General features: G+C 64.9%; 23 protein-coding genes and 1 pseudogene. 12 read left to right on the top strand and 12 right to left on the bottom strand.

What is annotated here, in order from left to right; translation table 11 throughout:
* Window positions 1-8 precede the first annotated feature (8 nt).
* The 3 genes from JQ633_RS31320 to JQ633_RS31310 all read right to left on the bottom strand — a co-directional run bounded on the left by JQ633_RS31320 (window position 9) and on the right by JQ633_RS31310 (window position 2102).
* Window positions 9-878: an intradiol ring-cleavage dioxygenase gene (locus tag JQ633_RS31320; protein ID WP_211989497.1), complete on the bottom strand. Its 870-nt coding sequence runs from the start codon at window positions 876-878 to the stop codon at window positions 9-11.
* An 88-nt stretch (window positions 879-966) separates the two neighbouring features.
* Window positions 967-1491, bottom strand: coding sequence for a flavin reductase family protein (locus JQ633_RS31315; RefSeq protein ID WP_211989495.1), 525 nt, complete (start codon window positions 1489-1491; stop codon window positions 967-969).
* Window positions 1488-2102, bottom strand: coding sequence for an FAD synthetase (locus JQ633_RS31310; protein ID WP_211989493.1), 615 nt, complete (start codon window positions 2100-2102; stop codon window positions 1488-1490). The genes JQ633_RS31315 and JQ633_RS31310 overlap by 4 nt, the downstream gene beginning before the upstream one ends.
* A 258-nt stretch (window positions 2103-2360) precedes the next feature.
* On the opposite strand from JQ633_RS31310, the gene JQ633_RS31305 reads away from it, so the two are divergent.
* Both JQ633_RS31305 and catC read left to right on the top strand, forming a co-directional pair.
* The gene (locus tag JQ633_RS31305; protein ID WP_211989492.1) at window positions 2361-3938 is read left to right on the top strand and encodes a 4-hydroxyphenylacetate 3-hydroxylase N-terminal domain-containing protein; all 1578 of its coding nucleotides are present in this window, start codon (window positions 2361-2363) and stop codon (window positions 3936-3938) included.
* A gap of 99 nt (window positions 3939-4037) precedes the next feature.
* Entirely contained in the window at window positions 4038-4328 is a 291-nt protein-coding gene (catC, locus tag JQ633_RS31300) for a muconolactone Delta-isomerase (protein WP_211989491.1), read from the top strand.
* A gap of 241 nt (window positions 4329-4569) precedes the next feature.
* Here catC and JQ633_RS31295 read toward each other — a convergent pair whose 3' ends face one another.
* The 4 genes and pseudogenes from JQ633_RS31295 to JQ633_RS31280 all read right to left on the bottom strand — a co-directional run.
* Window positions 4570-5175 carry a TIGR02281 family clan AA aspartic protease gene (locus JQ633_RS31295; RefSeq protein WP_211989489.1) on the bottom strand — a complete coding sequence of 202 codons (606 nt, stop codon included), beginning with the start codon at window positions 5173-5175 and terminating at the stop codon, window positions 4570-4572.
* A gap of 25 nt (window positions 5176-5200) precedes the next feature.
* A complete protein-coding gene (locus tag JQ633_RS31290; protein ID WP_211989487.1) occupies window positions 5201-5404 on the bottom strand; it encodes a DUF1289 domain-containing protein in 204 nt (67 codons plus the stop codon).
* A 63-nt stretch (window positions 5405-5467) separates the two neighbouring features.
* Window positions 5468-7072: a sensor histidine kinase gene (locus JQ633_RS31285; protein ID WP_211989486.1), complete on the bottom strand. Its 1605-nt coding sequence runs from the start codon at window positions 7070-7072 to the stop codon at window positions 5468-5470.
* A gap of 290 nt (window positions 7073-7362) precedes the next feature.
* A pseudogene (locus JQ633_RS31280) lies at window positions 7363-8259 on the bottom strand (NAD(P)-dependent oxidoreductase); the annotation flags it as partial.
* A 185-nt stretch (window positions 8260-8444) separates the two neighbouring features.
* On the opposite strand from JQ633_RS31280, the gene JQ633_RS31275 reads away from it, so the two are divergent.
* The 7 genes from JQ633_RS31275 to JQ633_RS31245 all read left to right on the top strand — a co-directional run bounded on the left by JQ633_RS31275 (window position 8445) and on the right by JQ633_RS31245 (window position 15620).
* A complete protein-coding gene (locus JQ633_RS31275) occupies window positions 8445-8882 on the top strand; it encodes a VOC family protein (protein WP_211989483.1) in 438 nt (145 codons plus the stop codon).
* Between the two features lie 57 nt (window positions 8883-8939).
* On the top strand, window positions 8940-10079 hold the full coding sequence (locus tag JQ633_RS31270; RefSeq protein ID WP_211989482.1) for an Mrp/NBP35 family ATP-binding protein: 1140 nt from the start codon (window positions 8940-8942) through the stop codon (window positions 10077-10079).
* A gap of 219 nt (window positions 10080-10298) precedes the next feature.
* Window positions 10299-10535: a hypothetical protein gene (locus tag JQ633_RS31265; protein WP_211989481.1), complete on the top strand. Its 237-nt coding sequence runs from the start codon at window positions 10299-10301 to the stop codon at window positions 10533-10535.
* A 340-nt stretch (window positions 10536-10875) separates the two neighbouring features.
* Window positions 10876-11964 (top strand): TRAP transporter substrate-binding protein, encoded by a 1089-nt coding sequence (locus tag JQ633_RS31260; protein ID WP_211989480.1) that lies wholly within the window; start codon window positions 10876-10878, stop codon window positions 11962-11964.
* A gap of 266 nt (window positions 11965-12230) precedes the next feature.
* A complete protein-coding gene (locus JQ633_RS31255; protein ID WP_211989479.1) occupies window positions 12231-13319 on the top strand; it encodes a TRAP transporter substrate-binding protein in 1089 nt (362 codons plus the stop codon).
* A gap of 302 nt (window positions 13320-13621) precedes the next feature.
* Window positions 13622-14296 (top strand): response regulator, encoded by a 675-nt coding sequence (locus JQ633_RS31250; RefSeq protein ID WP_211989478.1) that lies wholly within the window; start codon window positions 13622-13624, stop codon window positions 14294-14296.
* 1 nt (window position 14297) lies between these two features.
* Complete coding sequence (locus JQ633_RS31245; RefSeq protein WP_211989468.1) at window positions 14298-15620, top strand: sensor histidine kinase; 1323 nt, start codon at window positions 14298-14300, stop codon at window positions 15618-15620.
* 6 nt (window positions 15621-15626) lie between these two features.
* Here the strand turns inward: JQ633_RS31245 and JQ633_RS31240 are convergent, their stop codons facing one another.
* From JQ633_RS31240 to JQ633_RS31220, 5 genes are all read right to left on the bottom strand, one after another.
* Complete coding sequence (locus JQ633_RS31240) at window positions 15627-17228, bottom strand: TRAP transporter large permease (RefSeq protein ID WP_211989460.1); 1602 nt, start codon at window positions 17226-17228, stop codon at window positions 15627-15629.
* Window positions 17225-17764 (bottom strand): TRAP transporter small permease subunit, encoded by a 540-nt coding sequence (locus tag JQ633_RS31235; RefSeq protein ID WP_211989773.1) that lies wholly within the window; start codon window positions 17762-17764, stop codon window positions 17225-17227. Before JQ633_RS31235 ends, JQ633_RS31240 begins: the two co-directional genes overlap by 4 nt.
* A gap of 320 nt (window positions 17765-18084) precedes the next feature.
* A complete protein-coding gene (gene moaA / locus JQ633_RS31230) occupies window positions 18085-19119 on the bottom strand; it encodes a GTP 3',8-cyclase MoaA (RefSeq protein WP_211989458.1) in 1035 nt (344 codons plus the stop codon).
* Between the two features lie 257 nt (window positions 19120-19376).
* Window positions 19377-19877 carry a hypothetical protein gene (locus JQ633_RS31225; RefSeq protein ID WP_211989456.1) on the bottom strand — a complete coding sequence of 167 codons (501 nt, stop codon included), beginning with the start codon at window positions 19875-19877 and terminating at the stop codon, window positions 19377-19379.
* Window positions 19878-20041: 164 nt separating this feature from the next.
* Entirely contained in the window at window positions 20042-20722 is a 681-nt protein-coding gene (locus JQ633_RS31220; RefSeq protein ID WP_211989454.1) for an HAD-IA family hydrolase, read from the bottom strand.
* A gap of 239 nt (window positions 20723-20961) precedes the next feature.
* Here JQ633_RS31220 and rpiA point away from each other — a divergent pair, with 239 nt between their 5' ends.
* The 3 genes from rpiA to JQ633_RS31205 form a co-directional block, all read left to right on the top strand.
* A complete protein-coding gene (gene rpiA, locus JQ633_RS31215) occupies window positions 20962-21660 on the top strand; it encodes a ribose-5-phosphate isomerase RpiA (protein ID WP_211989452.1) in 699 nt (232 codons plus the stop codon).
* 23 nt (window positions 21661-21683) lie between these two features.
* Entirely contained in the window at window positions 21684-22220 is a 537-nt protein-coding gene (locus JQ633_RS31210; RefSeq protein WP_211989450.1) for a DUF2059 domain-containing protein, read from the top strand.
* A gap of 200 nt (window positions 22221-22420) precedes the next feature.
* Window positions 22421-22569: FAD-dependent oxidoreductase (locus tag JQ633_RS31205; RefSeq protein WP_211989772.1), on the top strand; the 149-nt coding region annotated here is incomplete at its 3' end.

The following is a 22569-nucleotide window of genomic DNA, read 5'->3' as shown; positions in this document are numbered from 1 at the left end:
TATTGGCTTTACTCGGCCGCGGCGAGCCGCTCGACCGCCGCCTTCTTGAGCTTGAAGTCGAAGTCGAGCACGAGGTCGGTGTTGGCGCCGGTCGGCGCCTTCTTGAACTGGCCGATCAGGCTCTGCTTCACGGCGAACACCGAGTCGTTGTCGAGATACTTGGTCTCGGAGTCGTAGATCTGCGAGATCAGCGACTGATAGCCATCCTTCGAGAGCATGAAGTGGATATGGCCGGGACGCCAGGGATGGTGGCCCATGTAGTTCAACAGCTCGCCGCCGGCGCCGTCATAGGGGATCGGATAGGGCTCGGGGCGCAGCGCCACGAACGCATATTCGCCGTCGGCGTCGGTCATGAAGCGTCCGCGCAGATTGTAGGCCGGCTGCTCCGGATCCTGCAGATCGTAAAGGCCGTTCGGTGCGTCCTCCCAGACGTCGATGGTGACGCCCTCGATCGGCCGTCCGGCGGTGTCGACGATGCGGCCGGAGACCATGACGGTCTTCGCGTTGTCGAAGGTCTTCTTGATGATCGAGGCGCCCTTGGGCAGTACCGGCGGGTTTTCCCGGTAGAACGGCCCGAGCACGGTGGATTCGCTCTCACCGTCGGTGACCTTGTGGTCGAGCATGTCGACCAGCACCTCGACGCCGAGAATGTCCGAGATCAGAATGAACTCGTTGCGCTTCTCGTCCGAGATGTCGCCGGCGCGGCGCAGGAATTCGCACGCCGCGAGCCACTCGGCAAAGCTCAGGTCGACCTCCCGGCAGAAATCGTGCATGTGCCGGATCAGGCTGGTCAGGATCTGCCGGTTGCGCGGCGCGATATCCTTGTCGAGCGCCGCGATCACGAGATCGGTGATGGTGTCCTTGTTGACGTTCAGCATGGTCGTTCCTCCTTTTGTTGCAGTTGTTGTTGCAGTCGTCGTTGCAGTCGTCGTTTGATTGGTGAGATCGCGGGCGTTGCCCGCGCGCTCACCAGATGAACTCGTAGCCGGCATTCTCCAGCATCGCCGGCGCAGGATGCGGGTCGGCAAGACCACCGAAGCGGCCGCCGAAGAACAGCAGCGGCTTCCTCTCGTGCTGCAGCGACATCTCGCGGACGTGGCCGAGGAAGATGGTGTGGTCTCCGGCGTCGATCTCGGTGGCGAGATCGGTGACGAAATACGCCACCGCGTTGGCGATGACCGGCAGGTCGTTGCGCCGTTCGAAGACGTCGCAGAGATCGCCCTTCGGCTTGCCGGCGAAATGCCAGGCCAGATCCTCCATGTCGTCAGCGAGGACGCTGACGGCAAAGCGGCCGGTCTTCTTGATGTTGGGCAGCATCTTCGCGCCCCGGGCGATCGAGATCGCCACCAGCGGCGGATCGAGCGAGACCGACATGAAGGCATTGGCCGTCATGCCGTGATCGCGTTCCTCGCAGCGCGTCGTGATGATGGTGACGCCGGTGCCGAACTGGCCGCAGGCATTGCGCAGTGCGCGTGGGTCGATCGCGGTCATGGGTTGGCCACCTGCAGTTGGGGCTGACGTGACCGGCCGGCCGGCGGCGCCGTCAGGGCGTTCCAGTTTTCCAGCGCCGCGGCGGCGGCGAGCAGGCCGGATCGGCGCAAGGCGCGGATGCGGCTGCTCGACACGATCTCGCCGTTGCCGCAGCGCACCGGCTGGACAATGCGGGTGTTGAAATGTTGCCGCAACAGCTGCGTGGTGCCGCCCTTGCAGGACCCGAAGCGGAAATCCTCGCCGACGATCACCTCGTGCGGATGCAGCCGCGTCAGCTCGTCGATGAAGTCGGCCGCGCTGCGGCGCGCATAAGCTCGGCTGAAATTCGCGACGATCACGTGGTCGGGACCGAATGTTGCGATGCGCTCGAGCTTCTCGGCGAGCGGGATCAGCGGCTCGGCATGCCCGAAACAGACCTTCGGCGGCGGATCGAAGGTGTAGACCACGGCGGGAAGGCCGCGCTGCTGCGCCGCCGCAATGGTCTGCCGGAGCAGCTCCTGATGGCCGCGATGCACGCCGTCGAGCGCGCCGATCGTCACCACGCTGGCGCCGAGGTCAAGTTCCCCGTCGCGATGGTAAGCCGCAGCCGAGCTGTCGAAATGCTTGCCCATGGTTCGCTCCCTTGCCGTGCTGCAGATGCGTTGTCCGCGGTCGGCGTTGCGTCGGTCGAAGGGTCGTCGCCTCCGGTCCGTGCCGACGAGTCATAGCGCGGGCCGCAGCGGTCTGCCCGGTATTGTGTGATACCTTCCGCCGGCTCCGATCATGCGCGTAGCTTCGCGCCGACGTCACGCCGAGCAAGAGCGTGACGAGATGGTCTCGGACCGGCTGCAGCCACGCTTGCCCGTCCGACGCACGGAGGAGATACGTCCATGACTACTGCAGCTGCCCTGCGGGCCGATGCGCCCGCGTCGACGACCAGCGTCTATACCGGCGCGGAATTCCTGGACAGCATCCAGGACGGGCGAGAAATCTACATCTACGGGGAGCGCGTCAAGAACGTCACCCAACATCCGGCGTTTCGCAATTCGGCGCGGATGGTGGCGCGCTGGTACGACCGCTTCCACGAGCGGAAGGAGCAGATCGGCGTCCCCACCGATAACGGGTCGGGACAGCTGACCCATCCGTTCTTCCTGGGGTCACGGACGGCCGAGGATCTCATCAAAAGCCGCGACGCGATCGCCGATCTGCAGAAGGTCGCGTTCGGCTGGATGGGCCGCTCGCCGGATTACAAGGCATCGTTCCTTGGCACGCTCGGTGCCAATTCGGGCTTCTACGGCGAGTACGCCAGCAATGCCAAGAAGTGGTATGCCCGCACGCAGGAGCGGCTCGACTTCTGGAACCATGCGATCGTCAACCCGCCGATCGATCGCGGCAGCGCGATCGAGGACGTGCGCGACGTCTTCATGCATGTCGAGAAGGAAACCGACGCCGGTGTGATCGTCTCGGGCGCCAAGGTGGTCGCGACCGGTTCGGCGCTGACGCACTACAATTTCATTGCGCATTACGGCATCCCGATCAAGGACAAGTCGTTCGCGCTGATCTTCACGGCGCCGATGGATGCCAAGGGCATCAAGCTGATCGCGCGCTCGTCCTACGAATTCACCGCGGCGGCGACCGGCTCGCCGTTCGATTATCCCTTGTCGAGCCGCTTCGACGAGAACGACTCCATCCTCGTGTTCGACAAGGTGCTGGTGCCCTGGGAGAACATCTTCATCTATGGCGATGTCGAGAAGATCAACCAGTTCTTCCCGGCGTCGGGATTCATCCCGCGCTTCACCTTGCACGGCGTGACGCGCTTTGCGGTCAAGCTCGACTTCATCGCCGGGCTGTTCTCGATGGCAGTCGATGCCACGGGGTCGAAGGATTTCCGCGGCGTGCAGACTGCGGTGGGTGAGGTGATCGCCTGGCGCAATCTGTTCCATGCCATGGCGGACGCGATGGTGAAATCGCCGATCCCCTGGCAGGGCACCGATGGCTTCAACCTGCCCAACCTGAACTATGGGCTGGCCTACCGCGTGTTTGCACCGATGGCCTATCCGCGCATCAAGGAGCTGATCGAGCGCCATGTCGCGAGCGGACTGATCTACCTGCCGTCGAGCTCGGCCGACCTCGAGAGCGAGGCCATCAGGCCCTATCTCGACCGCTTCGTGCGCGGCTCCAACGGCTATGCCGCGATCGACCGCATCAAGCTGCTCAAGCTGCTGTGGGATGCGGTCGGATCGGAGTTCGGCGGACGCCATGAGCTCTACGAGCGCAACTACGCCGGCAATTACGAGAACCTGCGGGTCGAGACGCTGATGGCCGCCGGTGCAACGGGCGACCTCGGCGCGATGCAGGACTTCGTGCGCAACTGCATGAGCGACTACGACGTGTCGGGCTGGACGGCCAAGGATCTCATCAATCCCGATGACATCAACCTCGTCAGCCGCGGCCTCGTACAGGGCTGACAGCTGGACGGCTGACAGTTGGACGATTAACTAGCGAATGCCGGAGCCGTCACGCTAGCGTGGCGGCTTCGGTCCATTGGATGGAAGGAGTTCAACATCATGCTGTTCCACGTCGAGATGGAGGTGCGGATTCCGCACGATCTTCCTTCCGAAAAAGTCGATGCCCTGAAGCTGGCCGAACGCAGCAGAGCCATGGAGTTGCAACGCAGCGGCGCCTGGCGCCACCTTTGGCGGGTCGCCGGCCGCTATGCCAATGTCAGCATCTTCGATGTGTCGGGCGCGCAGGAGCTGCACGACATGCTGTCCGGGCTACCGCTGTTCCCATTCATGGAGATCCGCGTCACGCCGCTGTGCCGGCATCCATCGTCGATCCACGACGACGACCGTTAGGGGACGCCGGGCTATCGGCCGCGTCCTAATCGCCCGGCCATGACGACGTGACGTACGTCAGTTGCAGATGTCCGCAAGTGCCATATGCGGTAGCTGCAGGCGTTTTCATAATTTCGGAATATTGGAAGAATGCCCCTGAGTTGCCCGACGTGTCAAGTCGCCGTGCCCAAATGCCGTCAGCCGCCGGCTACTTTGCATGGGGTTGTTTTTCACATTTTGGCGGTGCGCGGGCGACGGCAGGCTATCGCGTACCCGATTTCATGATGTCCTGATCGATCGCCGTGCGCGGGCGGTGGCGACGGCCAGAGGTGCTGATGCTGCCGGTGACGTCGGGATAGCCGGTCAGCGACAGCGTGTCGGCGCGCACGCCCCAGCTTTCGAGCCGGTCGAGGAAGCTCATGCCGAGCAGGTTGGTCTTCATCTGACCGCGCTGCACGACCAGCGCCGGCACCGATTTCTCGACCAGCTTGCCGACCGCGAGGCGGTCGAGCGTCAGCCGCGCCGCCTTGGTGTGGCCGCCGGCGGTCTCCAGGTCGACATTGTATTCGAGCATCTCGATCGGCAGCCCGATCGCCTTGGCGGTTTCCCAGGTCAGCACCACCGAGGTGGCGCCGGTGTCGATCACCATCGGCGCGCTGACGCCGTTGATCTTGGCGCGGAAGGCGAACTCGCCGCCCTGGCTGCGCGCGATCTGCACCGCGGGGGCGGGGGCCGGCGTTGCGGTGATGCTGCCGAAGATCTGCGCGATGTTGACCCGGGCGCGCGCGATCTGATCGGGATCGCCATAGGCGACCACGGCGCCGGCGGTTGCCATCAGCATCAGGAGGATGAGGAGGACGCGGCTCACGGCGCATCTCCCGCCGCAGCGCCGGTCAGGCGCGCTTCGGCTGCGGCGCCAGTGGTTCGAGCCCGGCCTCCGCCATGCGCGCGGGCAGGGACGCCATCACGTCGAGCCGCTCGGCGCTGTCCATCTTGTGCCAGCGCGCGATCTCCGGAAGCGTGCGGCCGCATCCGAAGCAGAGCTTCGTCCTGGGGTCCATCATGCAGACTGCGATACACGGCGTCTCTGGTCTCATTCTTCAACTGTTGAACGGTTTCAGCGGCTCACGCAAGCCGGCAGAAAGCGTCCACACCGCCGGCTACAACCCGGTGCCGGCACTCATGATCGCCTTGCGGCGCACCCGCTTGCGGTCGGCGGCCGGCGCGGTTTCCACCGGCTCCGGCTGCATCGGCGGCGATTCTTCGGCCATTGGCGCCAGCGCGCTCATCACGCGCTCCGGCGGGAAGGTGACGATCACCTCGGTGCCGATGCGCAGCTTGGACTTCAGCGTGAAGGTGCCGCCATGCATGTCGATCAGGCTCTTGGCGATCGGCAGCCCGAGGCCCGCGCCCTGTTCCGCCGACTTGATCGAGTTGGAGCCCTGGCCGAACGAGGCCAGCACCACCGGGATCTCGTCCTCGGCGATGCCGCTGCCGGTGTCCTTGACGCTGAGATACTGCCCGCCCGACGCGGTCCAGCCGACCTTGAGCCAGATCTCGCCGCCTTGCGGGGTGAACTTGATCGAGTTCGACAGCAGATTGAGCACGACCTGGCGCACCGCGCGCTCGTCGCCCCAGATCCGGGGCATGCCGTGCTCGAACACCTCATGGATGGTGATGCCGCGGCTGGAGGCGCGCAGCTTGAGCAGATGGTGGCAGTCGGCGACGACATGGACCAGCGCGACAGCCTCTTCGTTCAGCTCGTAGCGGCCGGCCTCGATCCGCGACAGGTCGAGGATCTCGTTGATCAGGTTGAGCAGGTGCACGCCGGAATTATGGATGTCGGCGGAATATTCCTTGTACACCGCCACCGCATGCGCGCCGAAGATCTCGCTCTTCATCACCTCGGAGAAGCCGAGGATCGCGTTCAGCGGCGTGCGCAGTTCGTGGCTCATCTGGGCGAGGAAGCGCGACTTGGCGACGTTGGCGGATTCGGCGCGGTGCCGCGCCTCGTCGGAGATTGCCTTGGCCTGCTCGAGCTCGCCGATCAGCGCGTCCTTCTCGGCGCGGGCCTCCAGCGTCGCCAGCGTGGTCGAGTGCAGGCGGTGCGCCAGCAGCGCGAAATAGCCTTCGGCGGCCAGCGCCAGCAGTGCCAGCACGTAATTGTCGAACGTGCCGTTCAGCACCAGGTCGAGCGCGATCGCCACCGTCACCGGCACGGTGGCCGCGAGCGCCGCGATCGGCAGGCTTGCCGCCAGCATGCTGGAAACCGCGATCACCAGCAGCATCAGGAACATCATCAGCGTGTTGGAGGCGAGATCGCGCCCGGCGGGGTGGATCAGGATCGCGGTCCAGCACAGGCCGTAGAGCAGGTCGAGCAGCACGAAGCGCGTGCGCCATCTCTTGGTCAGCGCGACCGAGGGCTGTTCGGCGAGGAAGCGCGCGCAGCTGCGGATGATCGCAGCATGGACGCAGAGCATGCCGACGGTCCAGGCCGCCGCGATGATCGGCTGCATCCACAGGCCAAACAGGATTCCGGTTGCCACCACGAGCAGCATGACGACGTAGGACGCCGACATCCTGGTCTGGGCATATTGACGGAGCAGCTCGACGTCGAAGGCCGGACGGGTTCCACTCGACGACGTTAACCGATCGCGCGCCTCGCGCACCCGCTGAGCGGCGGCGCGCCGGCTGTTCACCGGCGCCGCCACCTGAGGTCCTGCCGGAAGCGCGACAACTTCAGGCTTTTCTGCGGGATCACTCATAAACAACACAAATCCTGCCCGCGAACCGCGCGGGCTTTTTGCATTGTCTATCTGTGCTCTCAAATCCTTAAGCGATGACTTAAAGAGCTAAAGAAAACCCTTAACGGGGAGTTAAATTAACGATTTCAGCGCCGCTCCGCTTGCGGCTAAGCGAATGTCAGGTGAGGGACTCTTTAAGCGCGGTGCTCTTTCTTCACCTCGCCCCGCTTGCGGGGAGAGGTCGGATCGCATCGTCAGATGCGATCCGGGTGGGGGTACAGGGCTATCGCATCGTACCCCCTGGCAGAGAGTCAGCGCTGCAGCCGGGCCAGCAGGCTCGACGTATCCCAGCGCTTGCCGCCCATCTTCTCGACCTCGGCGTAGAACTGGTCGACCAGCGCGGTGACCGGCAGCGTCGCGCCGTTGCGGCGGGCTTCGGCCAGCGAGATCGAGAGGTCCTTGCGCATCCATTCGACCGCGAAGCCGAAATCGTACTTGTCCTCGTTCATGGTCTTGTAGCGGTTCTCCATCTGCCAGGACTGCGCCGCGCCCTTGGAGATGGTCTCGATCACCGCGGCGACGTCGAGGCCGCTCTTCTTGGCGAAGTGGATGCCCTCGGAGAGGCCCTGCACCAGGCCGGCGATGCAGATCTGGTTGACCATCTTGGTCAGCTGGCCGGCCCCGGCGGGCCCGAGCCGCTTGCACATCCGCGCATAGGCGCTGTTGATGATCGGCTCGGCGCCGGCATAGGCGTCTTCAGTGCCGCCGCACATCACCGTCAGCACGCCGTTCTCGGCGCCGGCCTGGCCGCCGGACACCGGCGCGTCGACGAACTTGAAGCCGGCCTTGGTGGCGGCGGCATCGAGCTCGCGGGCGACCTCGGCGGAGGCGGTGGTATGGTCGACGAAGGTCGCGCCCTTCTTCATGCCGGCGAAGGCGCCGTCGGCGCCGATCGTCACCGCGCGCAGATCGTTGTCATTGCCGACGCAGCACATCACGAAGTCCTGGCCCTCGGCGGCGGCCTTCGGGGTTGCCGCGGTCTTGCCGCCGAACTTGTCGGCCCATTCCTTCGCCTTCGCCGCGGTCCGGTTGTACACGGTGACCTCATGGCCGCCCTTTTTCACGAGGTGTCCCGCCATCGGGAAACCCATCACGCCGAGACCGAGAAAAGCGACTTTAGCCATGTCTGTTACCTTGTGATTTGCCTTGGTGAGCGCCCAAGTCCTGCCAACAAACGCGGGGCAGGCAGGGCATTTCTTCCACGGAGAGAGCCGCACCATACCCCCTGTGCAGCGGAGGGCAACGGCTTCGTGGGATGCCAGCTCCCGGTTTTGTGCTAGGATCGACGCACCGAAGAGCTGCAAAGAGCCTTACAAAAAAGGGAGTGTTTGGTATGGGCATGAGCGTGGGTGTGCTCGATCATTTCAATATCCGGACCCGGAATCTCGCCGATACGGTGCGGTTCTATGAAGACGTTCTCGGTCTGGAGAAGGGCGCGCGGCCGAACTTCGCGTTCCCCGGCGCGTGGATGTACAGCGAGGGCAAGGCGGTCGTGCATCTGGTCGATATTTCGAAGACCGACGAGGCACAAAAGCCCGACTCCGGCGTCGTCCACCATGTCGCCTTCGCCAGCCTGGGCTTTGACGGGATGAAGCAGCGGCTGGAGTCCAAGGGCATGGCGTATGACTCGCGCCAGGTTCCCGGCGGCGATCTCTGGCAGATCTTCGTCAATGACCCGAACGGGGTCATGATCGAGCTGAACTACGAGGCCGCCAAGGAAGGCGGCGCCGCCGCGCCGGTCGAGCGGCGGGACGACGTCGGAGCGAGGTAGCCTTTTGCGCTGCGACGCTCTAATGGGTGCTCTCTTGATGTTTCCAGGAGATCCGCCGTGAGCGTGACGCAGCAACAGGTCCTCGATAGCCTTGCCAGGGTGATGTCGCCACGCGGCGTCGCCCTGACCAGCGCCAATGTGCTGTCGGCGATCACGGTCACCGACGGCAAGGTGTTCTTCTCGATCAATGTCGATGCCGCCGAGGCCCGCGCCTGGGAGGGCGTCCGCGCGCAGGCCGAGCAAGCCGTGCGTGCCATTCCCGGTGTCAGCGTCGCGATGATCGCGCTCACCGCCGAGCGTAAGGCGGGCGGCGCCGCGGCCGCAGCCGCGCCAGCGCGTCCGGCCGGCGGCGTGCAGCCTGCCGCCGCGCACCGGCATCCGCATCCGCCCGGCGCGGCCTCGCCGATGGCGCGGCAGGCCGAGATTCCCGGCGTCTCCGCGGTCATCGCGGTCGCCTCCGGCAAGGGCGGGGTCGGCAAGTCGACCACCGCGCTCAATCTCGCGCTCGGCCTGCGCGACCTCGGCCTGCGCGTCGGGCTGCTCGATGCCGACATCTACGGACCGTCGGTGCCGCGGCTGACCGGCATCAGCGACAAGCCGCAGCTCAACGACGACAAGAAGATGATCCCGATTCAGCGCTTCGGCCTGTCGATCATGTCGATCGGCTTCCTGGTCGAGGAGGAGACCGCGATGATCTGGCGCGGGCCGATGGTGATGTCGGCGATTACCCAGATGCTGCGCGACGTCGCCTGGGGCACGCTCGACGTGCTGGTCGTCGACATGCCGCCCGGCACCGGCGACGCCCAGCTGACGCTGGCGCAGAACGTGCCGCTGAAGGGCGCCATCATCATCTCGACCCCGCAGGACCTCTCGCTGATCGACGCGCGGCGCGGCCTTGCGATGTTCAAGAAGGTCAACGTGCCGGTGCTCGGCATCGTCGAGAACATGAGCTACTTCCAGTGCCCGCACTGCGGCACCCGCTCGGACATCTTCGGCCATGGCGGCGCCCGCCACGAGGCCGAGCGGCTCGGCGTGCCGTTCCTCGGCGAAATCCCCCTGCATATGGCAATCCGCACCACGTCCGATTCCGGACATCCGGTGGTCGAGAGCGAGCCGGACGGGCCGCACGCGGCAATCTACCGCGCCATCGGCGCCAAGGTCCGCGAGCAGCTCAAGGGCGCGATCGCCGCGGCCTGAGCCTGCCGCCGCCGCGTTCCGCACGGCTGTGCGGGGAGGACGCCGCCGGCCTTTGTTCACAGGACCGTCGCGCTGAATGATTGCCGGATCGCATTCGGCCTGTATGTTTACCGGGATAGCCGAGTCGCATCACCCGGGCCTGCCGGCTTGACTGCCGCGCACGGGTGAAGCCGGGACTGTGGGCAAGATTGCGCGAAGGGCTGTGAGGCGACGATCAACATGGCAGCGTCACGCGAAGTCAAGAAGGACGGCCGCAAGCATCTGACGCGGGAGAAGCGCGAAGAGGCGTCCCGGGCGGCGTTCAACCTCGCGAAGAAATCCGACTCGATCGGCGAGGCGGCAAAGGTGATCGCGAAGACCTATGGCGTCAGCCACACCACGGCGCAGGGCTGGATCCGGCGCGGGCGCTATTTGGTCGAGAAGGCAAAGAAATCAAGGGAAGCGGCGCGGCGCTGACGAGGCTCCGCTGCGTGCCAGCCGTCAGGCCGACCGCCTCAGCCCGCTCTGCGAAACCGACAGCGAACCGGAATACGCACGCGGCGATTCATCGCGCGATCGGAGCAACCTCAGTGCGCAACCTCAGGCTGCAATCGCCGCGGCCTGAACCGGCTTTTCCCGCCGGATTTCCTTGCACCATCAGACTTTCGTTTAAATGGCGGGGTCATGCCATTGTCGCGTTTCCGTCAGCCGGCATCCGTGTTAAAGGGCCGATCAGAGCGCCCCGATAGCGTCTGGATAGCTGCCGGAGGAGATGCTTGCGGTCAGTGGGAAACGTCCCTCAAGGAGAAGCCTTACGATGAAGCGTCGTGATTTTTTGAAAGTGTCTGCGGCCGGTGCTGCCGCGACGGCGGTTGCCTCACCGGCGATCGCGCAGTCCTCCCCCGAAATCAAGTGGCGCCTGACCTCGAGCTTCCCGAAGTCGCTTGACACCATCTATGGCGGTGCCGTCGAGCTGTCGAAGTACGTCGCCGAGATGACCGACAACAAGTTCCAGATCCAGGTGTTCGCAGCCGGCGAAATCGTGCCCGGCCTGCAGGCGCTGGATGCGACCTCCAACGGCACCGTCGAGATGTGCCACACCGTGTCCTACTATTATGTCGGCAAGGACCCGACCTTCGCGATCTACGCGTCGGTGCCGTTCGGCCTCAACGCGCGCATGCAGAACTCCTGGTGGTACCAGGGCGGCGGCCAGGAGCTCGGCAACGAGTTCTTCAAGAAGTTCGGCGTGATCGGCTTCCCCTGCGGCAACACCGGCACCCAGATGGGTGGTTGGTTCCGCAAGGAGATCAAGACCGTCGCCGACATGTCCGGCCTCAAGATGCGCATCGGCGGCATCGCCGGTCAGGTGCTGCAGAAGGTCGGCGTGGTGCCGCAGCAGCTCGCCGGCGGCGACATCTATCCGGCGCTGGAGAAAGGCACCATCGACGCGGCCGAGTGGGTTGGTCCGTATGACGACGAGAAGCTCGGCTTCCAGAAGGTCGCCAAGTACTACTACTATCCGGGCTTCTGGGAAGGCGGCCCGACCGTGCACGCCTACACCAACCTGGAAAAGTGGAACGCGCTGCCGAAGAACTATCAGGCGATCCTGACCAACGCTGCCGCCAACGCCAACAGCTGGATGGCTGCGCGCTACGACATGCAGAACCCGACGGCGCTGAAGCGGCTGGTGGCCGGCGGCACCCAGCTGCGTCCGTTCACCAACGAGGTGCTCGAGGCCTGCCTCAAGGCGACCAACGAGCTGTGGGCCGAAATCTCCGGCAAGAACCCCGACTTCAAGAAGTCGATCGAGGCGATGCAGGCGTACCGTTCCGACCAGTATCTGTGGTGGCAGGTTGCCGAATACACCTTCGACAGCTTCATGATCCGCTCGCGCACCCGCGGCTGATCAGCACAGCGAAGCGGACCAGCGTTCGCCTGAGGAGAACGCATCCGAGGTCTTCGACTTAAGTAGCCCGGCCTTCGCGAGAAGGCCGGGTTTTTTGCGTCTGGCGTTCGGCAGGGGGATGTTCCATGCTCGCGCCCAAGCCTCGGCACAGAGGCGCATGCGCGATCGGTGACCGATCGCGCCGGCCAAGAAAAGCGAGCGCGACGGCAATGAATGACCTTCGCCGCTTCAACAGCACAACCAACAAAAGGGCAGGAAATCAGAAAATGAAACGTAGAGACTTCATCAAGGTCACCGGTCTCGGTGTCGCAGGTGCGGCAACGGTGGCAGCGCCGGCAATCGCGCAGTCGATGCCCGAACTGAAGTGGCGCATGACGACGAGCTGGCCGAAGACGCTCGATACCATCCATGGCGGCGCCGAGATGATGGCCAAGGCGGTCGGCGAGGCGACCGACGGCAAATTCCAGATCCAGACCTTTGCCGCCGGCGAGATCGTGCCCGGCCTGCAGGTGCTCGACGCCGTGCAGAACGGCACCGTCGAGATGGGCCACACCGCCTCGTACTATTACTTCGGCAAGGACCCGACGTTCACCTTCGGCTCCGCGATTCCGTTCGGTCCCAACGCGCGCCTCAACCAGGCCTGGTACATGCTGGGCGGCGGCAAGGAGCTGCTCAACGATTTCTACAAGAGCTACAACGTCACCTCGCTGCTCGCCGGCAACACCACTTGTCAGATGGGCGGCTGGTTTCGCAAGGAGATCAACACCGTCGACGATCTCAAGGGCCTGAAATTCCGCATCGGCGGCTTTGCCGGGCGCGTGATGCAGAAGCTCGGCTGCGTGCCGCAGCAGCTCGCCGGCGGGGACATCTATCCGGCGCTGGAAAAGGGCACCATCGATGCTGCCGAATGGGTCGGCCCCTATGACGACGAGAAGCTCGGCCTCTACAAGGTCGCGCCGCACTATTACTATCCCGGCTGGTGGGAAGGCGGCCCGATGCTGCTGGCGATGATCAACCTCGAGAAGTGGAATTCGCTGCCGAAGTACTATCAGAACATTCTCGAGCAGGCCGGTCATCTCGCCAACAACTGGATGATGGCGAAGTACGACACGGTCAATCCGATGGGCTTGAAGAAACTGATCGCCGGCGGCGCCAAGCTGCATGCGTTCTCGCCGCCGATCATGGAAGCGAGCTTCAAGGCGGCGAAGGAGCTGCACGCCGAAGTCGCGGCGGGCAATGCCAACTTCAAGAAGCTGCTGGAGTCGCTGACGTCCTATTCCAGCAACGGCTACCAGTGGTTTCAGGTCGCCGAGGTCGGCTACGACAACTTCATGGCGCGCCATCCGCAGGGCTGAGCTACGGCGGAATCGCACCTCGCTACGACCCTCTCCTCGCATGTCGGGGAGAGGGAAGCTTACACGAACCTTACATTGCTTCGCGCTCCGCCGCCGGCCGCGACCGATATCAACGCGCTCAGCCATTTTGCATGAGTGCCGGGTGACGTCGGCCATCAAAAAAACATAGCATCTTCCGTCTATCCGCCGCGCCACCGACCGCTATCGTCGACACGGCGTGATAGCGTCGATTGACGCCGCCGCCGATCTATTGCGGCGACTGCGCCGATAGCTGACCGATCGGACAAGGACAGAATTTCTTGATGCGGCTTCTGATCGTCGAGGACAATGCAGAGCTGTCGCGTCTGCTCGCCACCGGGCTACTGGCGGCGGGATATGCGGCCGATATCGTCGGCAACGTTGCCGAGGCGCGCGATGCGCTGCGCAGCGTCACCTATGCGGCGATGATCCTCGATCTCGGCCTGCCCGATGGCGATGGACTAACCGTGCTGTCGGAGTTGCGCCGCAAGATGGATCCGCTGCCGGTTCTGGTATTGACCGCGCGTGGCGGCCTGCAGGACCGGGTCAGCGGCCTGCGCAGCGGCGCCGATGATTATCTGGCAAAGCCGTTTGCGCTGGAGGAACTGGTGGCGCGGCTCGAAGCGATCCTGCGCCGGCCCGGCCAGTTGCTCGGCTCCTCGCTCAACCTCGCCAATCTCGTCTACGACACCGAAAGCCGCCAGATCTTCATCGATGGCGCGCCGCACGTGTTCTCCTCGCGCGAGACCTCGGTGCTGGAAATCCTGCTGCGGCGGCAGGGACGGGTGGTGCCGAAGAAGAACGTCGAGGACCACATCTTCGGGCTGTCGGGCGAGGTCGCTTCGAACGCGGTCGAGGTTTACGTCTCGCGGCTGCGCAAGCTGCTCGCCGAGCACAACGCCAGGATCATGATCCACACCATCCGCGGCGTCGGCTACATGATGGCCGAGGCGAAGTAGCATGCTCCCCTTCAAGTCGCTGACCTCGCGGATCGTGTTCCTGCACATCCTCGCGGTCGCGCTCGCCGCGATCTTTCTGCCGCTGCTGCTGCTGTGGCTGCTCAACTCGGAGATATCGGCGCTGCATCGCGAGGCGATGCGCGACCAGGCCGACGTGCTCGGCGAGCGGCTTGCCGTCGATGCGGCCGGCAAGGTGGCTCTCGACCTGCCCGAGAGCCTCAGGGGCCTCTATTCCGATGCCTATGGCCGCTACCGCTACGACGTCTACGACGGCAAGGGCGAGCTGCTGTTCTCCTCGCATCACGACGGTTCGCGGCAACGCACCGCCACCCTCGGCACCATCTCCGGCGCGAGCGTGACCAGGGAGATCGGCGGCCAGACCGTGCGCATCCATGTCGCCGAGGACCTGTCGCATCGCGACGTTATCATCGACGACATTGTCAGCAATTTCTTCCGGCGGGTCGGCTGGATCACGATCCCGACGCTGCTGGTGCTGCTCGCCATCGACATCGTGATCTTCCGCCGCGCCGTGATTCCGCTGCTGCAGGCATCGGAGGAGGCGAGGAATATCGGGCCGGCGCGCACCGACATCAGGCTGCCGACGGAACGGATTCCGAGCGAGATCCTGCCGTTGGTGACGGCGGTCAACCAGGCCTTCGACCGGCTCGAAGACGGCTTCCGGGTGCAGCGCCAGTTCACCGCCGATGCGGCGCACCAGCTGCGCACGCCGCTCGCCATCCTCAAGACCCGGATCGAGACGCTGCAGGCGGGCGAGGGCGTCGGCGAGCTGCATGCCGACATCGAAAGCATGAGCCGCATCGTCAGCCAGCTGCTCGAGATCGCCGAGCTCGACATGCTCGAGCTCGGTCCCGGCGAGACCGCGGATCTGCGCGCGGTCTGTGCCGAGGTGGTCGGCTCGATCGCGCCCTATGCGCTGGCGCAGGGCAAGGACATCGCGCTGCGCGGCACCGATGATCCTGTGCCGGTGCGGGGCAATGCGCAGATGCTGCAGCGGGCGATCTTCAATCTGGCGGAGAACGCCATCAAATACACTGCCGACAAAACCTGCGTCGACGTCGAGGTGTGCGAGGACGGCTCGGTGCGGGTGCGCGACTGCGGCCCGGGCATTCCGCTCGCCGAGCAGGGCGTGATCTTCCAGCGCTTCTGGCGCGGCGATCGCCGGCGCACCGATGGCGCCGGGCTCGGGCTGTCGATCGTACGCAGCGTCGCGAGCGACCACGAAGCGACGGTCGAGGTGGAGAACCTGCCGTCCGGTGGCGCCCAGTTCACGCTGGGCTTCCGCCTCGCCGACGCCGCGCCGTGATCCCAGCTACTGTTTCGGCTGGCCGAAATCGAGCGGCGGCAGCTCGATCTGCGGCACTTCGATCTTGACCTTGTTGAGGTCGACGTCGAGCGGCTTGTCGAGCAGGCCGGTGACGACGACCGGGAAGGCGATGACCAGCGCCACCATGATCGCCTGCAGGCCGATCCACGGCATCGCGCCCCAGTAGATGTCGGAGCTCTTCACCTCGCGCGGCGCGACGCCGCGGAGGTAGAACAGCGCGAAGCCGAACGGCGGGTGCAGGAACGAGGTCTGCATGTTGACGCAGAGCATCACGCCGAACCAGATCAGCGCCGCGTCGGCACCGACCACCGGCGCCAGGATCTTCTGCGCGATCGGCGCGATCATCGGCAGGATGATGAACGCGATCTCGAAGAAGTCGAGGAAGAACGCCAGGAAGAAGATGAACAGGTTGATGAAGATCAGGAAGCCCCAGACGCCGCCGGGCAGCGAGGTCAGATGATGCTCCAGCCAGGTGCCGCCTGACACGCCGAGGAACACCACCGAGAAGCAGGTCGAGCCGATCAGGATGAAGGTGACCATGCAGGTGATGCGCATGGTGGTCTCGTAGCCCTGCTTGATCAGGTCGCGCAGGTCCGGGATCCTCACCGCCTCGAGGCAGATCCAGACCACGGCGAGGTAGGTGATCGCGAAGGCGAGCTTGAAGATCAGGTTCTCGCTGTAGAGCATCGCGATGATGGTGCCGATGCCGGCAGCGATCACGCCGACGATCAGCACCTTGTGGCCGGCCGCGCTGAAATCCTTGTGGTGGATGGCGGCGAGCACGATGGCGCCGACCGCGCCCATGGCGCCGGCCTCTGTCGGGGTCGCAAGGCCCATCATCATGGTGCCGAGCACGACGAAGATCAGCACCGCGGAGGGGATGATGCCGAGCAGGCACTTCTTCCACAGCGCCCAGCCGGTCAGCGTGCGCGCTTCCAGCGGCACCGCCGGCACATGGCTCGGCTTGATCAGGCCGAGGAAGAAGGTGTAGCCGGCGAACAGCACGATCTGGAACACCGACGGGCCCCAGGCGCCGAGATACATGTCGCCGACCGACTTGCCGAGCTGGTCGGCGAGCACGATCAGCACCAGCGACGGCGGCACCAGCTGGGTGATGGTGCCGGACGCGGCCAGCACGCCGGTGATGTAGCGGATGTTGTAGCCGTAGCGGATCATCACTGGCATCGAGATCAGCGCCATGGCGATGACCTGCGCCGCCACCGTGCCGGTGATGGCGCCGAGGATGAAGCCGACGATGATCACGGAATAGCCGAGGCCGCCGCGGATCGGGCCGAACAGCTGGCCCATCGAATCCAGCATGTCCTCGGCGAGCCCGCATCTTTCCAATATCGCGCCCATGAAGGTGAAGAACGGGATCGCCAGCAGCAGCTCGTTGGAGAGCACGCTGCCGAAGATGCGGCCCGGGATCGCCTGCAGGAAGTTGAGGTCGAAGAAGCCGAGATAGATCGAGAGAAACCCGAACGACAGGCCGACCGCGGCGAGCGTGAACGCCACCGGATAGCCGATCAGCATCGCGACGATCAGGCCGCCGAACATCAGGGGCGGCATCATCTCCAGCGTGATCATTGCGTCGGCCTCTCATACTTGGCGTCGATCGTGACGTAACCCTGCAGTGCGGCGATCCGCTTGATCACCTCGGAGACGCCTTGCAGCGCCAGCATCACGAAGCCGGACGGAATCACGAACTTGATCGGCCAGCGCAGCAGGCCGCCGGCATTGCCGCTCATCTCACCGACCGCGTAGGCCTGGTAGAAGAACGGCCAGGACAGATAGGCGAGCAGCAGGCAGGCCGGGATCAGGAAGAACAGCGTGCCGATCATGTCGAGCCAGAGCTGGCCGCGCTCGGACAGCATCAGATACATGATCTCGACGCGGACATGCTCGTTGCGCTTGAAGGTGTAGGAGGCGCCGAACATCACCAGGATCGCGAACATGTACCACTGCGCCTCGAGCCAGCCGTTCGACGAGTAGCTGAATGCGTAGCGGATCATCGCGTTGCCGGCGCTGACGAGGCAGGCGAGCAGGACGAGCAGATTGCAGATGTAGCCGATCTTCTCGTTGAGACGGTCGATCGCCGTACTGAGTGCCAACAAAGGGCGCATCATGATCTCCGCGGCTGCGCCGCCGGCGCACCGAATATCTCTTCAAGCATCATCTGGCCGCCGCGCGCATGCGCACGGAGCCACGGCTCACTTTCAGGAGCAGTTGCAACGATCGTCCTCCCCCGAAAACTGCTTCCGCCGTTCTTGGCTGCCAGTGTGGGCAGCGGCCTATCCGGCCGGGCTCGTGTAGGAAGCTGCGGGCACCAAACCAGCGCCGTGAAACGCCGTCAATCGGAAAATGGGTAAATTGACGTGCGAGCAAATCGCTGTCCCCGCTTGGTAAATCGGGGGCGCAATCGGAGTCCGGGAAGTTACGGAGATTAGCCTCCGGTCACGCTCATGTGGCGGCTGACGCTCGGGCGGTTGTGGCGGCGGTCGATGATGAAATCGTGGCCCTTCGGCTTCAGCCCGATGGCGCGGTCGATCGCGGCCGACAGCAGGTCGTTGTCGCCGGAGGCGCGCAGCGGCCGGCGCAGGTCGGAGGCGTCCTCATGACCGAGGCAGGTGTGCAGCGTGCCAGTGCAGGTGATCCGCACCCGGTTGCAGGATTCGCAGAAATTGTGGGTCATCGGCGTGATGAAGCCGAGCTTGCCGCCGGTCTCGGCGACGCGGACATAGCGGGCGGGGCCGCCGGTGTCGTCGTCGAGATCGGTCAGCGTGTAGTGCTTCTCCAGCCGCGCGCGCAGAAGCGACAGCGGTACGTACTGATCGATCCGGCCTTCGCCAATGTCGCCCATCGGCATCACCTCGATCAGGGTCAGGCCCATGCCCTTGCCGTGCGCCCACTCCATCAGCGCGGGAATCTCGTCCTCATTCAGGTTCTTCAGCGCGACCGCATTGATCTTGACCGCGAGCCCGGCGGCGCGCGCCGCCTCGATGCCGGCCAGCACCTTGTCGATGTCGCCCCAGCGGGTGATGGCGCGGAATTTGGCCGGGTCCAGCGTGTCGAGCGAGACGTTGACGCGACGCACGCCGCAATCGGCCAGCTCCTGGGCGAAGCGGGCGAGCTGCGAGCCGTTGGTGGTCAGCGTCAATTCATCCAGCGCGCCGGTCGAAAGATGCCGCGACAGCGAGCGCACCAGGCCCATCACGTTGCGGCGGACCAGCGGCTCGCCGCCGGTGAGGCGGATCTTGCGCACGCCCTTGGCGATGAACGCCGAGCAGAGGCGGTCGAGTTCTTCCAGCGTCAGGAGGTCCGCCTTCGGCAGGAAGGTCATGTCTTCCGACATGCAGTAGAAGCAGCGCAGATCGCAGCGGTCGGTGACCGAGACGCGCAGATAGCGGATCGTGCGGCCGAACGGATCGGTCATCGGACGAAACAGCGTGTCGGAATGCGCCTGCGTGGATCCGCTCATTCTACTCGGGCCTTCGACTGTTCTTGCGATTGTTCCCCGTGCGCCGGCGCCATTGCTGGCATCGACAGTGACAATCTATGCATGTTGGCGCGATGTCACAATGCGTCCCAAAGCATGATCCGCAACATGCAAAACCCGGCTCGCACGATAGGCGAGGCGCATCGCGCGATGCGAGAACATGATCGGCGAAGTGCTTCAACGGAAACGTAAGAGCCCGGCGTCAGGCCGGGCTCTTGTGCAGTGCAATCGAATGATCGTCAGCGCGACGGCGCGGCTGCGGGAGCTGCGGCGGGCGGCGGCGCGCTCGGATCGGGGAACGCCGAGGCGGGGGCCGCGGCGGCAGCAGGGGCCGCGGCGACCGGCTTCGGCTTCTTCTTTTTCGGCCGCATCGGTTTGTGCGCCGCGCGCGGCGGCGGCCCGGCCGGCTGCAGTTCCGCGACCACCGGGCTCGGATCGAGCGTGGTCGTAGCCGGGCTCGTGAAGTCGCCCGGCACGCGGGTCACCGTTACCGGCACCGTCGCCGGCTGGTACTTCGGCAGATTGAAGGTCACGGAGAAATTGGTCTCCGGCGTCGGGATCGACACCGTGCAGGGCGTCTTGCAGCCCGGCCCGAGCGAGGTCACGGCGTCGGCGCCGGGCGGCGCCGAATCGAGCTGGACCTGCATCGGCGGCGGCGCCGACTTGAACGAATCCATGGAAAAGGAAGAGCAGCCGGCCAGACTCAGTCCGGCGGCTGCAATCGCGATGACACGATGCATGATTTCACACTCACCTGCGGCTATCAGCCACAATCCCCGCGGCGACCATAGGGGCCTCGAAACAGGGGTGCAACAGGGGGAGCCCTGCTCGTTAAAGGATGGTTAACAGAATATTCGCATGGCTAAATATTTCCAAGCAATATCAATTGCTTGGAAATAAGACTTTAAGCCGATGCAAGGCTCGCGACGGCGTCGGGCAGGTCGCGCATGTGGCTGATCAGGCGGTCCGGTTTCAGCTCCGCCATGGGCACATCCGTGTAACCAAAATCGACGCCGATGACGGGCACCTGGGCCCGCCGCGCCACCCCGACATCGGTTCCGGCATCGCCGACCATGATCACGCCGGGCAGGCGTCCGCCGGCCCGCACCGCCGTCTCGCGCAGGAACGCCGGATCGGGCTTCGCGACGCCAAAGGTGTCGGCGCCGCAGATCGCGGCAAAGCGCGGCGTCAGGCCGAGCCGGTCGAGCAGCAGCTTCGACAGCCATTCCAGCTTGTTGGTGCAGACCGCGAAGCGGTGGCCGCGTGTGGCGAGGGTGTCGAGCGCGGCTTCCAGCCCCTCGAACGGGCGCGAGCCGTCGGCGATGTGCTCGGCGTAATAGTCGACGAAGTCCTTGGTCAGGCGGTCGAGGTCAGCGAGGCTGACCACGCGTCCCTCCACCTCCAGCCCGCGCTCGAGCAGCTTGCGTGCGCCGGCGCCGATCATGTTGCGCGCGGCCGCCAGCGGCACGGGCCGCAGGCCCTCGCGGTCCAGCACGTAATTCAGCGCGCTGATCAGGTCGGGCGCGGTGTCGACCAGCGTGCCGTCGAGATCGAATACGACAATGGGGGGAGAAGAGGCGGACATGATCTCCTTCGCTATCGGTGATGGGGGCCGCTGGCAAGAGGCTTCCGCACGGTTCCGGACGGCATTTCATTTCCGGCGGCCAGTGCGGCCCATGAGGCTGGAAAAAGGTCTGAATCATCGCCCTCATAGCCTCGATTCATGCCTGTTCCTGCCCGCAAAACGACGCTAGATATGCGCCCGCCCGGGCGGCCGATCGCCAGCCCGGAACGGCGCGGAACCTTGAGGGGCTTGGTCGGCACGTGGACATGGACGCATTGAAACGCCAGGCGGCGGCGCGCGCGCTCGAAGAGGTGCGCGACGGCATGAAGCTCGGGCTCGGCACCGGCTCCACCGCCAAGCACTTCGTCGAATTGCTCGGCGAGAAGGTCAAGGCGGGCATCAAGGTGATCGGGGTGCCGACCTCGGAAGCCACCAAAGCGGACGCGATCCGCTGCGGCGTTCCGCTGACAACGCTCGACGAGGTCGACCATCTCGACCTGACGATCGACGGCGCCGACGAGATCGATCCGGCGCTCAATTTGATCAAGGGCGGCGGCGGCGCGCTGCTGCGCGAGAAAATCGTCGCCGCGGCGAGCGATCGCATGATCGTGATCGCCGATGACAGCAAATGGGTCGAGACGCTCGGCCGCTTCCCGTTGCCGGTCGAGGTGATCCCGTTCGGGCTCGGCGCGACGCAGGCTGCGATGGTGAAGGCGTTCGCGCAAGCCGGCGTCTCCGGGCAAATGGTCATTCGCAAGGGCAAGGACGGTCACGCTTTTGTCACCGATGGCGGCCACTGGATCGTCGATGCCCATCTGGGCCGGATCGGCGATCCGCCGCGGCTGGCGGGGTTGCTCAGCGTGATCCCGGGCGTGGTCGAGCACGGCCTGTTCATCGGGCTTGGCAGCGTCGCCGTTCTGGCCGGCGCACAGGGAATTCGGGTTGTTGAACGGCGATGACGCCGCAAGCAAGGAGACTTGGAATGAAGCGCTTCTCGGGAGTTTTGTCGGTTGTGGCCCTCGCGGCAGGACTGGCGTTCGCCGCCGCACCGGCGATGGCGCAGCAGGCGCAATTGCCCCCCATGCCAAAGGTCAAGCAATCGAGCCCCGCGGCGATTGCGGCGGCCAAGGAAATCCTGACGATGAAGAACGTGGCGGTGATGTATGCCGGCGCCGTTCCGGGCATCATCGAGAAGACCAAGACTGGTTTGCTGCAGCAGTATCTCAACTACCAGAAGGATCTCGACGAGTGCGCGGTCGTCATCGCCAAGCAGTTCGGCGGCAGCGAGAAGGAAATCGGCGACGGCATGGCGCAGATCTACGCCTCCGAGTTCACCGAACAGGAGTTGAAGGATCTCGTGACCTTCTACAAGACCCCGCTCGGTCAGAAGCTCTTGACCGCGGAGCCCCAGGCGATCAACGGATCGCTGCAATATATGCAGCAGTGGGCGCAGCAGTTCGGCGTCATCGTCAACGCCCAGTTCAAGGCCGAGATGAAGAAGCGCGGCAAGGACATCTGATCTGATCACGTCGCCCGGATTGCGCTGCGCCTCATCCGGGCTACGCCGTAACAAAAGCGGCGCCGCTGCGAAACTTCGGCGGTGCACCGGGTGAAACGGCATCGCCGCGAGATCATCTCGCGGAGACGCCGACACCCCAACCCTCCGAGGGCGGGCCTGGTTCGTCCCGTCACCGAGCGAGGGAAAAGAGAGAGGTTGCCATGGCCGAGTATGACGTCGACCTGTTTGTCATCGGTGGCGGTTCGGGCGGTGTTCGTGCCGCGCGCATCGCAGCCGGCTATGGCGCGAGGGTCATGGTCGCCGAAGAGTACCGGATGGGCGGCACCTGTGTGATTCGCGGCTGCGTGCC

Origin of the sequence: Bradyrhizobium tropiciagri (assembly GCF_018130505.1) — a bacterium.
Classification (GTDB): Bacteria; Pseudomonadota; Alphaproteobacteria; order Rhizobiales; family Xanthobacteraceae; genus Bradyrhizobium; species Bradyrhizobium tropiciagri_B.
This window is presented reverse-complemented; position numbering and strand designations above follow the sequence as displayed.

Bases quoted from the DNA above. Each gene is read 5' to 3' on its own strand.
- JQ633_RS31320 (WP_211989497.1), bottom strand. From the start codon at position 878: ATGCTGAACGTCAACAAGGACACCATCACCGATCTCGTGATCGCGGCG.
- JQ633_RS31315 (WP_211989495.1), bottom strand. From the start codon at position 1,491: ATGACCGCGATCGACCCACGCGCACTGCGCAATGCCTGCGGCCAGTTC.
- JQ633_RS31310 (WP_211989493.1), bottom strand. From the start codon at position 2,102: ATGGGCAAGCATTTCGACAGCTCGGCTGCGGCTTACCATCGCGACGGG.
- JQ633_RS31305 (WP_211989492.1), top strand. From the start codon at position 2,361: ATGACTACTGCAGCTGCCCTGCGGGCCGATGCGCCCGCGTCGACGACC.
- catC (WP_211989491.1), top strand. From the start codon at position 4,038: ATGCTGTTCCACGTCGAGATGGAGGTGCGGATTCCGCACGATCTTCCT.
- JQ633_RS31290 (WP_211989487.1), bottom strand. From the start codon at position 5,404: ATGAGACCAGAGACGCCGTGTATCGCAGTCTGCATGATGGACCCCAGG.
- JQ633_RS31285 (WP_211989486.1), bottom strand. From the start codon at position 7,072: ATGAGTGATCCCGCAGAAAAGCCTGAAGTTGTCGCGCTTCCGGCAGGA.
- JQ633_RS31275 (WP_211989483.1), top strand. From the start codon at position 8,445: ATGGGCATGAGCGTGGGTGTGCTCGATCATTTCAATATCCGGACCCGG.
- JQ633_RS31265 (WP_211989481.1), top strand. From the start codon at position 10,299: ATGGCAGCGTCACGCGAAGTCAAGAAGGACGGCCGCAAGCATCTGACG.
- JQ633_RS31260 (WP_211989480.1), top strand. From the start codon at position 10,876: ATGAAGCGTCGTGATTTTTTGAAAGTGTCTGCGGCCGGTGCTGCCGCG.
- JQ633_RS31255 (WP_211989479.1), top strand. From the start codon at position 12,231: ATGAAACGTAGAGACTTCATCAAGGTCACCGGTCTCGGTGTCGCAGGT.
- JQ633_RS31250 (WP_211989478.1), top strand. From the start codon at position 13,622: ATGCGGCTTCTGATCGTCGAGGACAATGCAGAGCTGTCGCGTCTGCTC.
- JQ633_RS31245 (WP_211989468.1), top strand. From the start codon at position 14,298: ATGCTCCCCTTCAAGTCGCTGACCTCGCGGATCGTGTTCCTGCACATC.
- JQ633_RS31240 (WP_211989460.1), bottom strand. From the start codon at position 17,228: ATGATCACGCTGGAGATGATGCCGCCCCTGATGTTCGGCGGCCTGATC.
- JQ633_RS31235 (WP_211989773.1), bottom strand. From the start codon at position 17,764: ATGCGCCCTTTGTTGGCACTCAGTACGGCGATCGACCGTCTCAACGAG.
- moaA (WP_211989458.1), bottom strand. From the start codon at position 19,119: ATGAGCGGATCCACGCAGGCGCATTCCGACACGCTGTTTCGTCCGATG.
- JQ633_RS31225 (WP_211989456.1), bottom strand. From the start codon at position 19,877: ATGCATCGTGTCATCGCGATTGCAGCCGCCGGACTGAGTCTGGCCGGC.
- JQ633_RS31220 (WP_211989454.1), bottom strand. From the start codon at position 20,722: ATGTCCGCCTCTTCTCCCCCCATTGTCGTATTCGATCTCGACGGCACG.
- JQ633_RS31210 (WP_211989450.1), top strand. From the start codon at position 21,684: ATGAAGCGCTTCTCGGGAGTTTTGTCGGTTGTGGCCCTCGCGGCAGGA.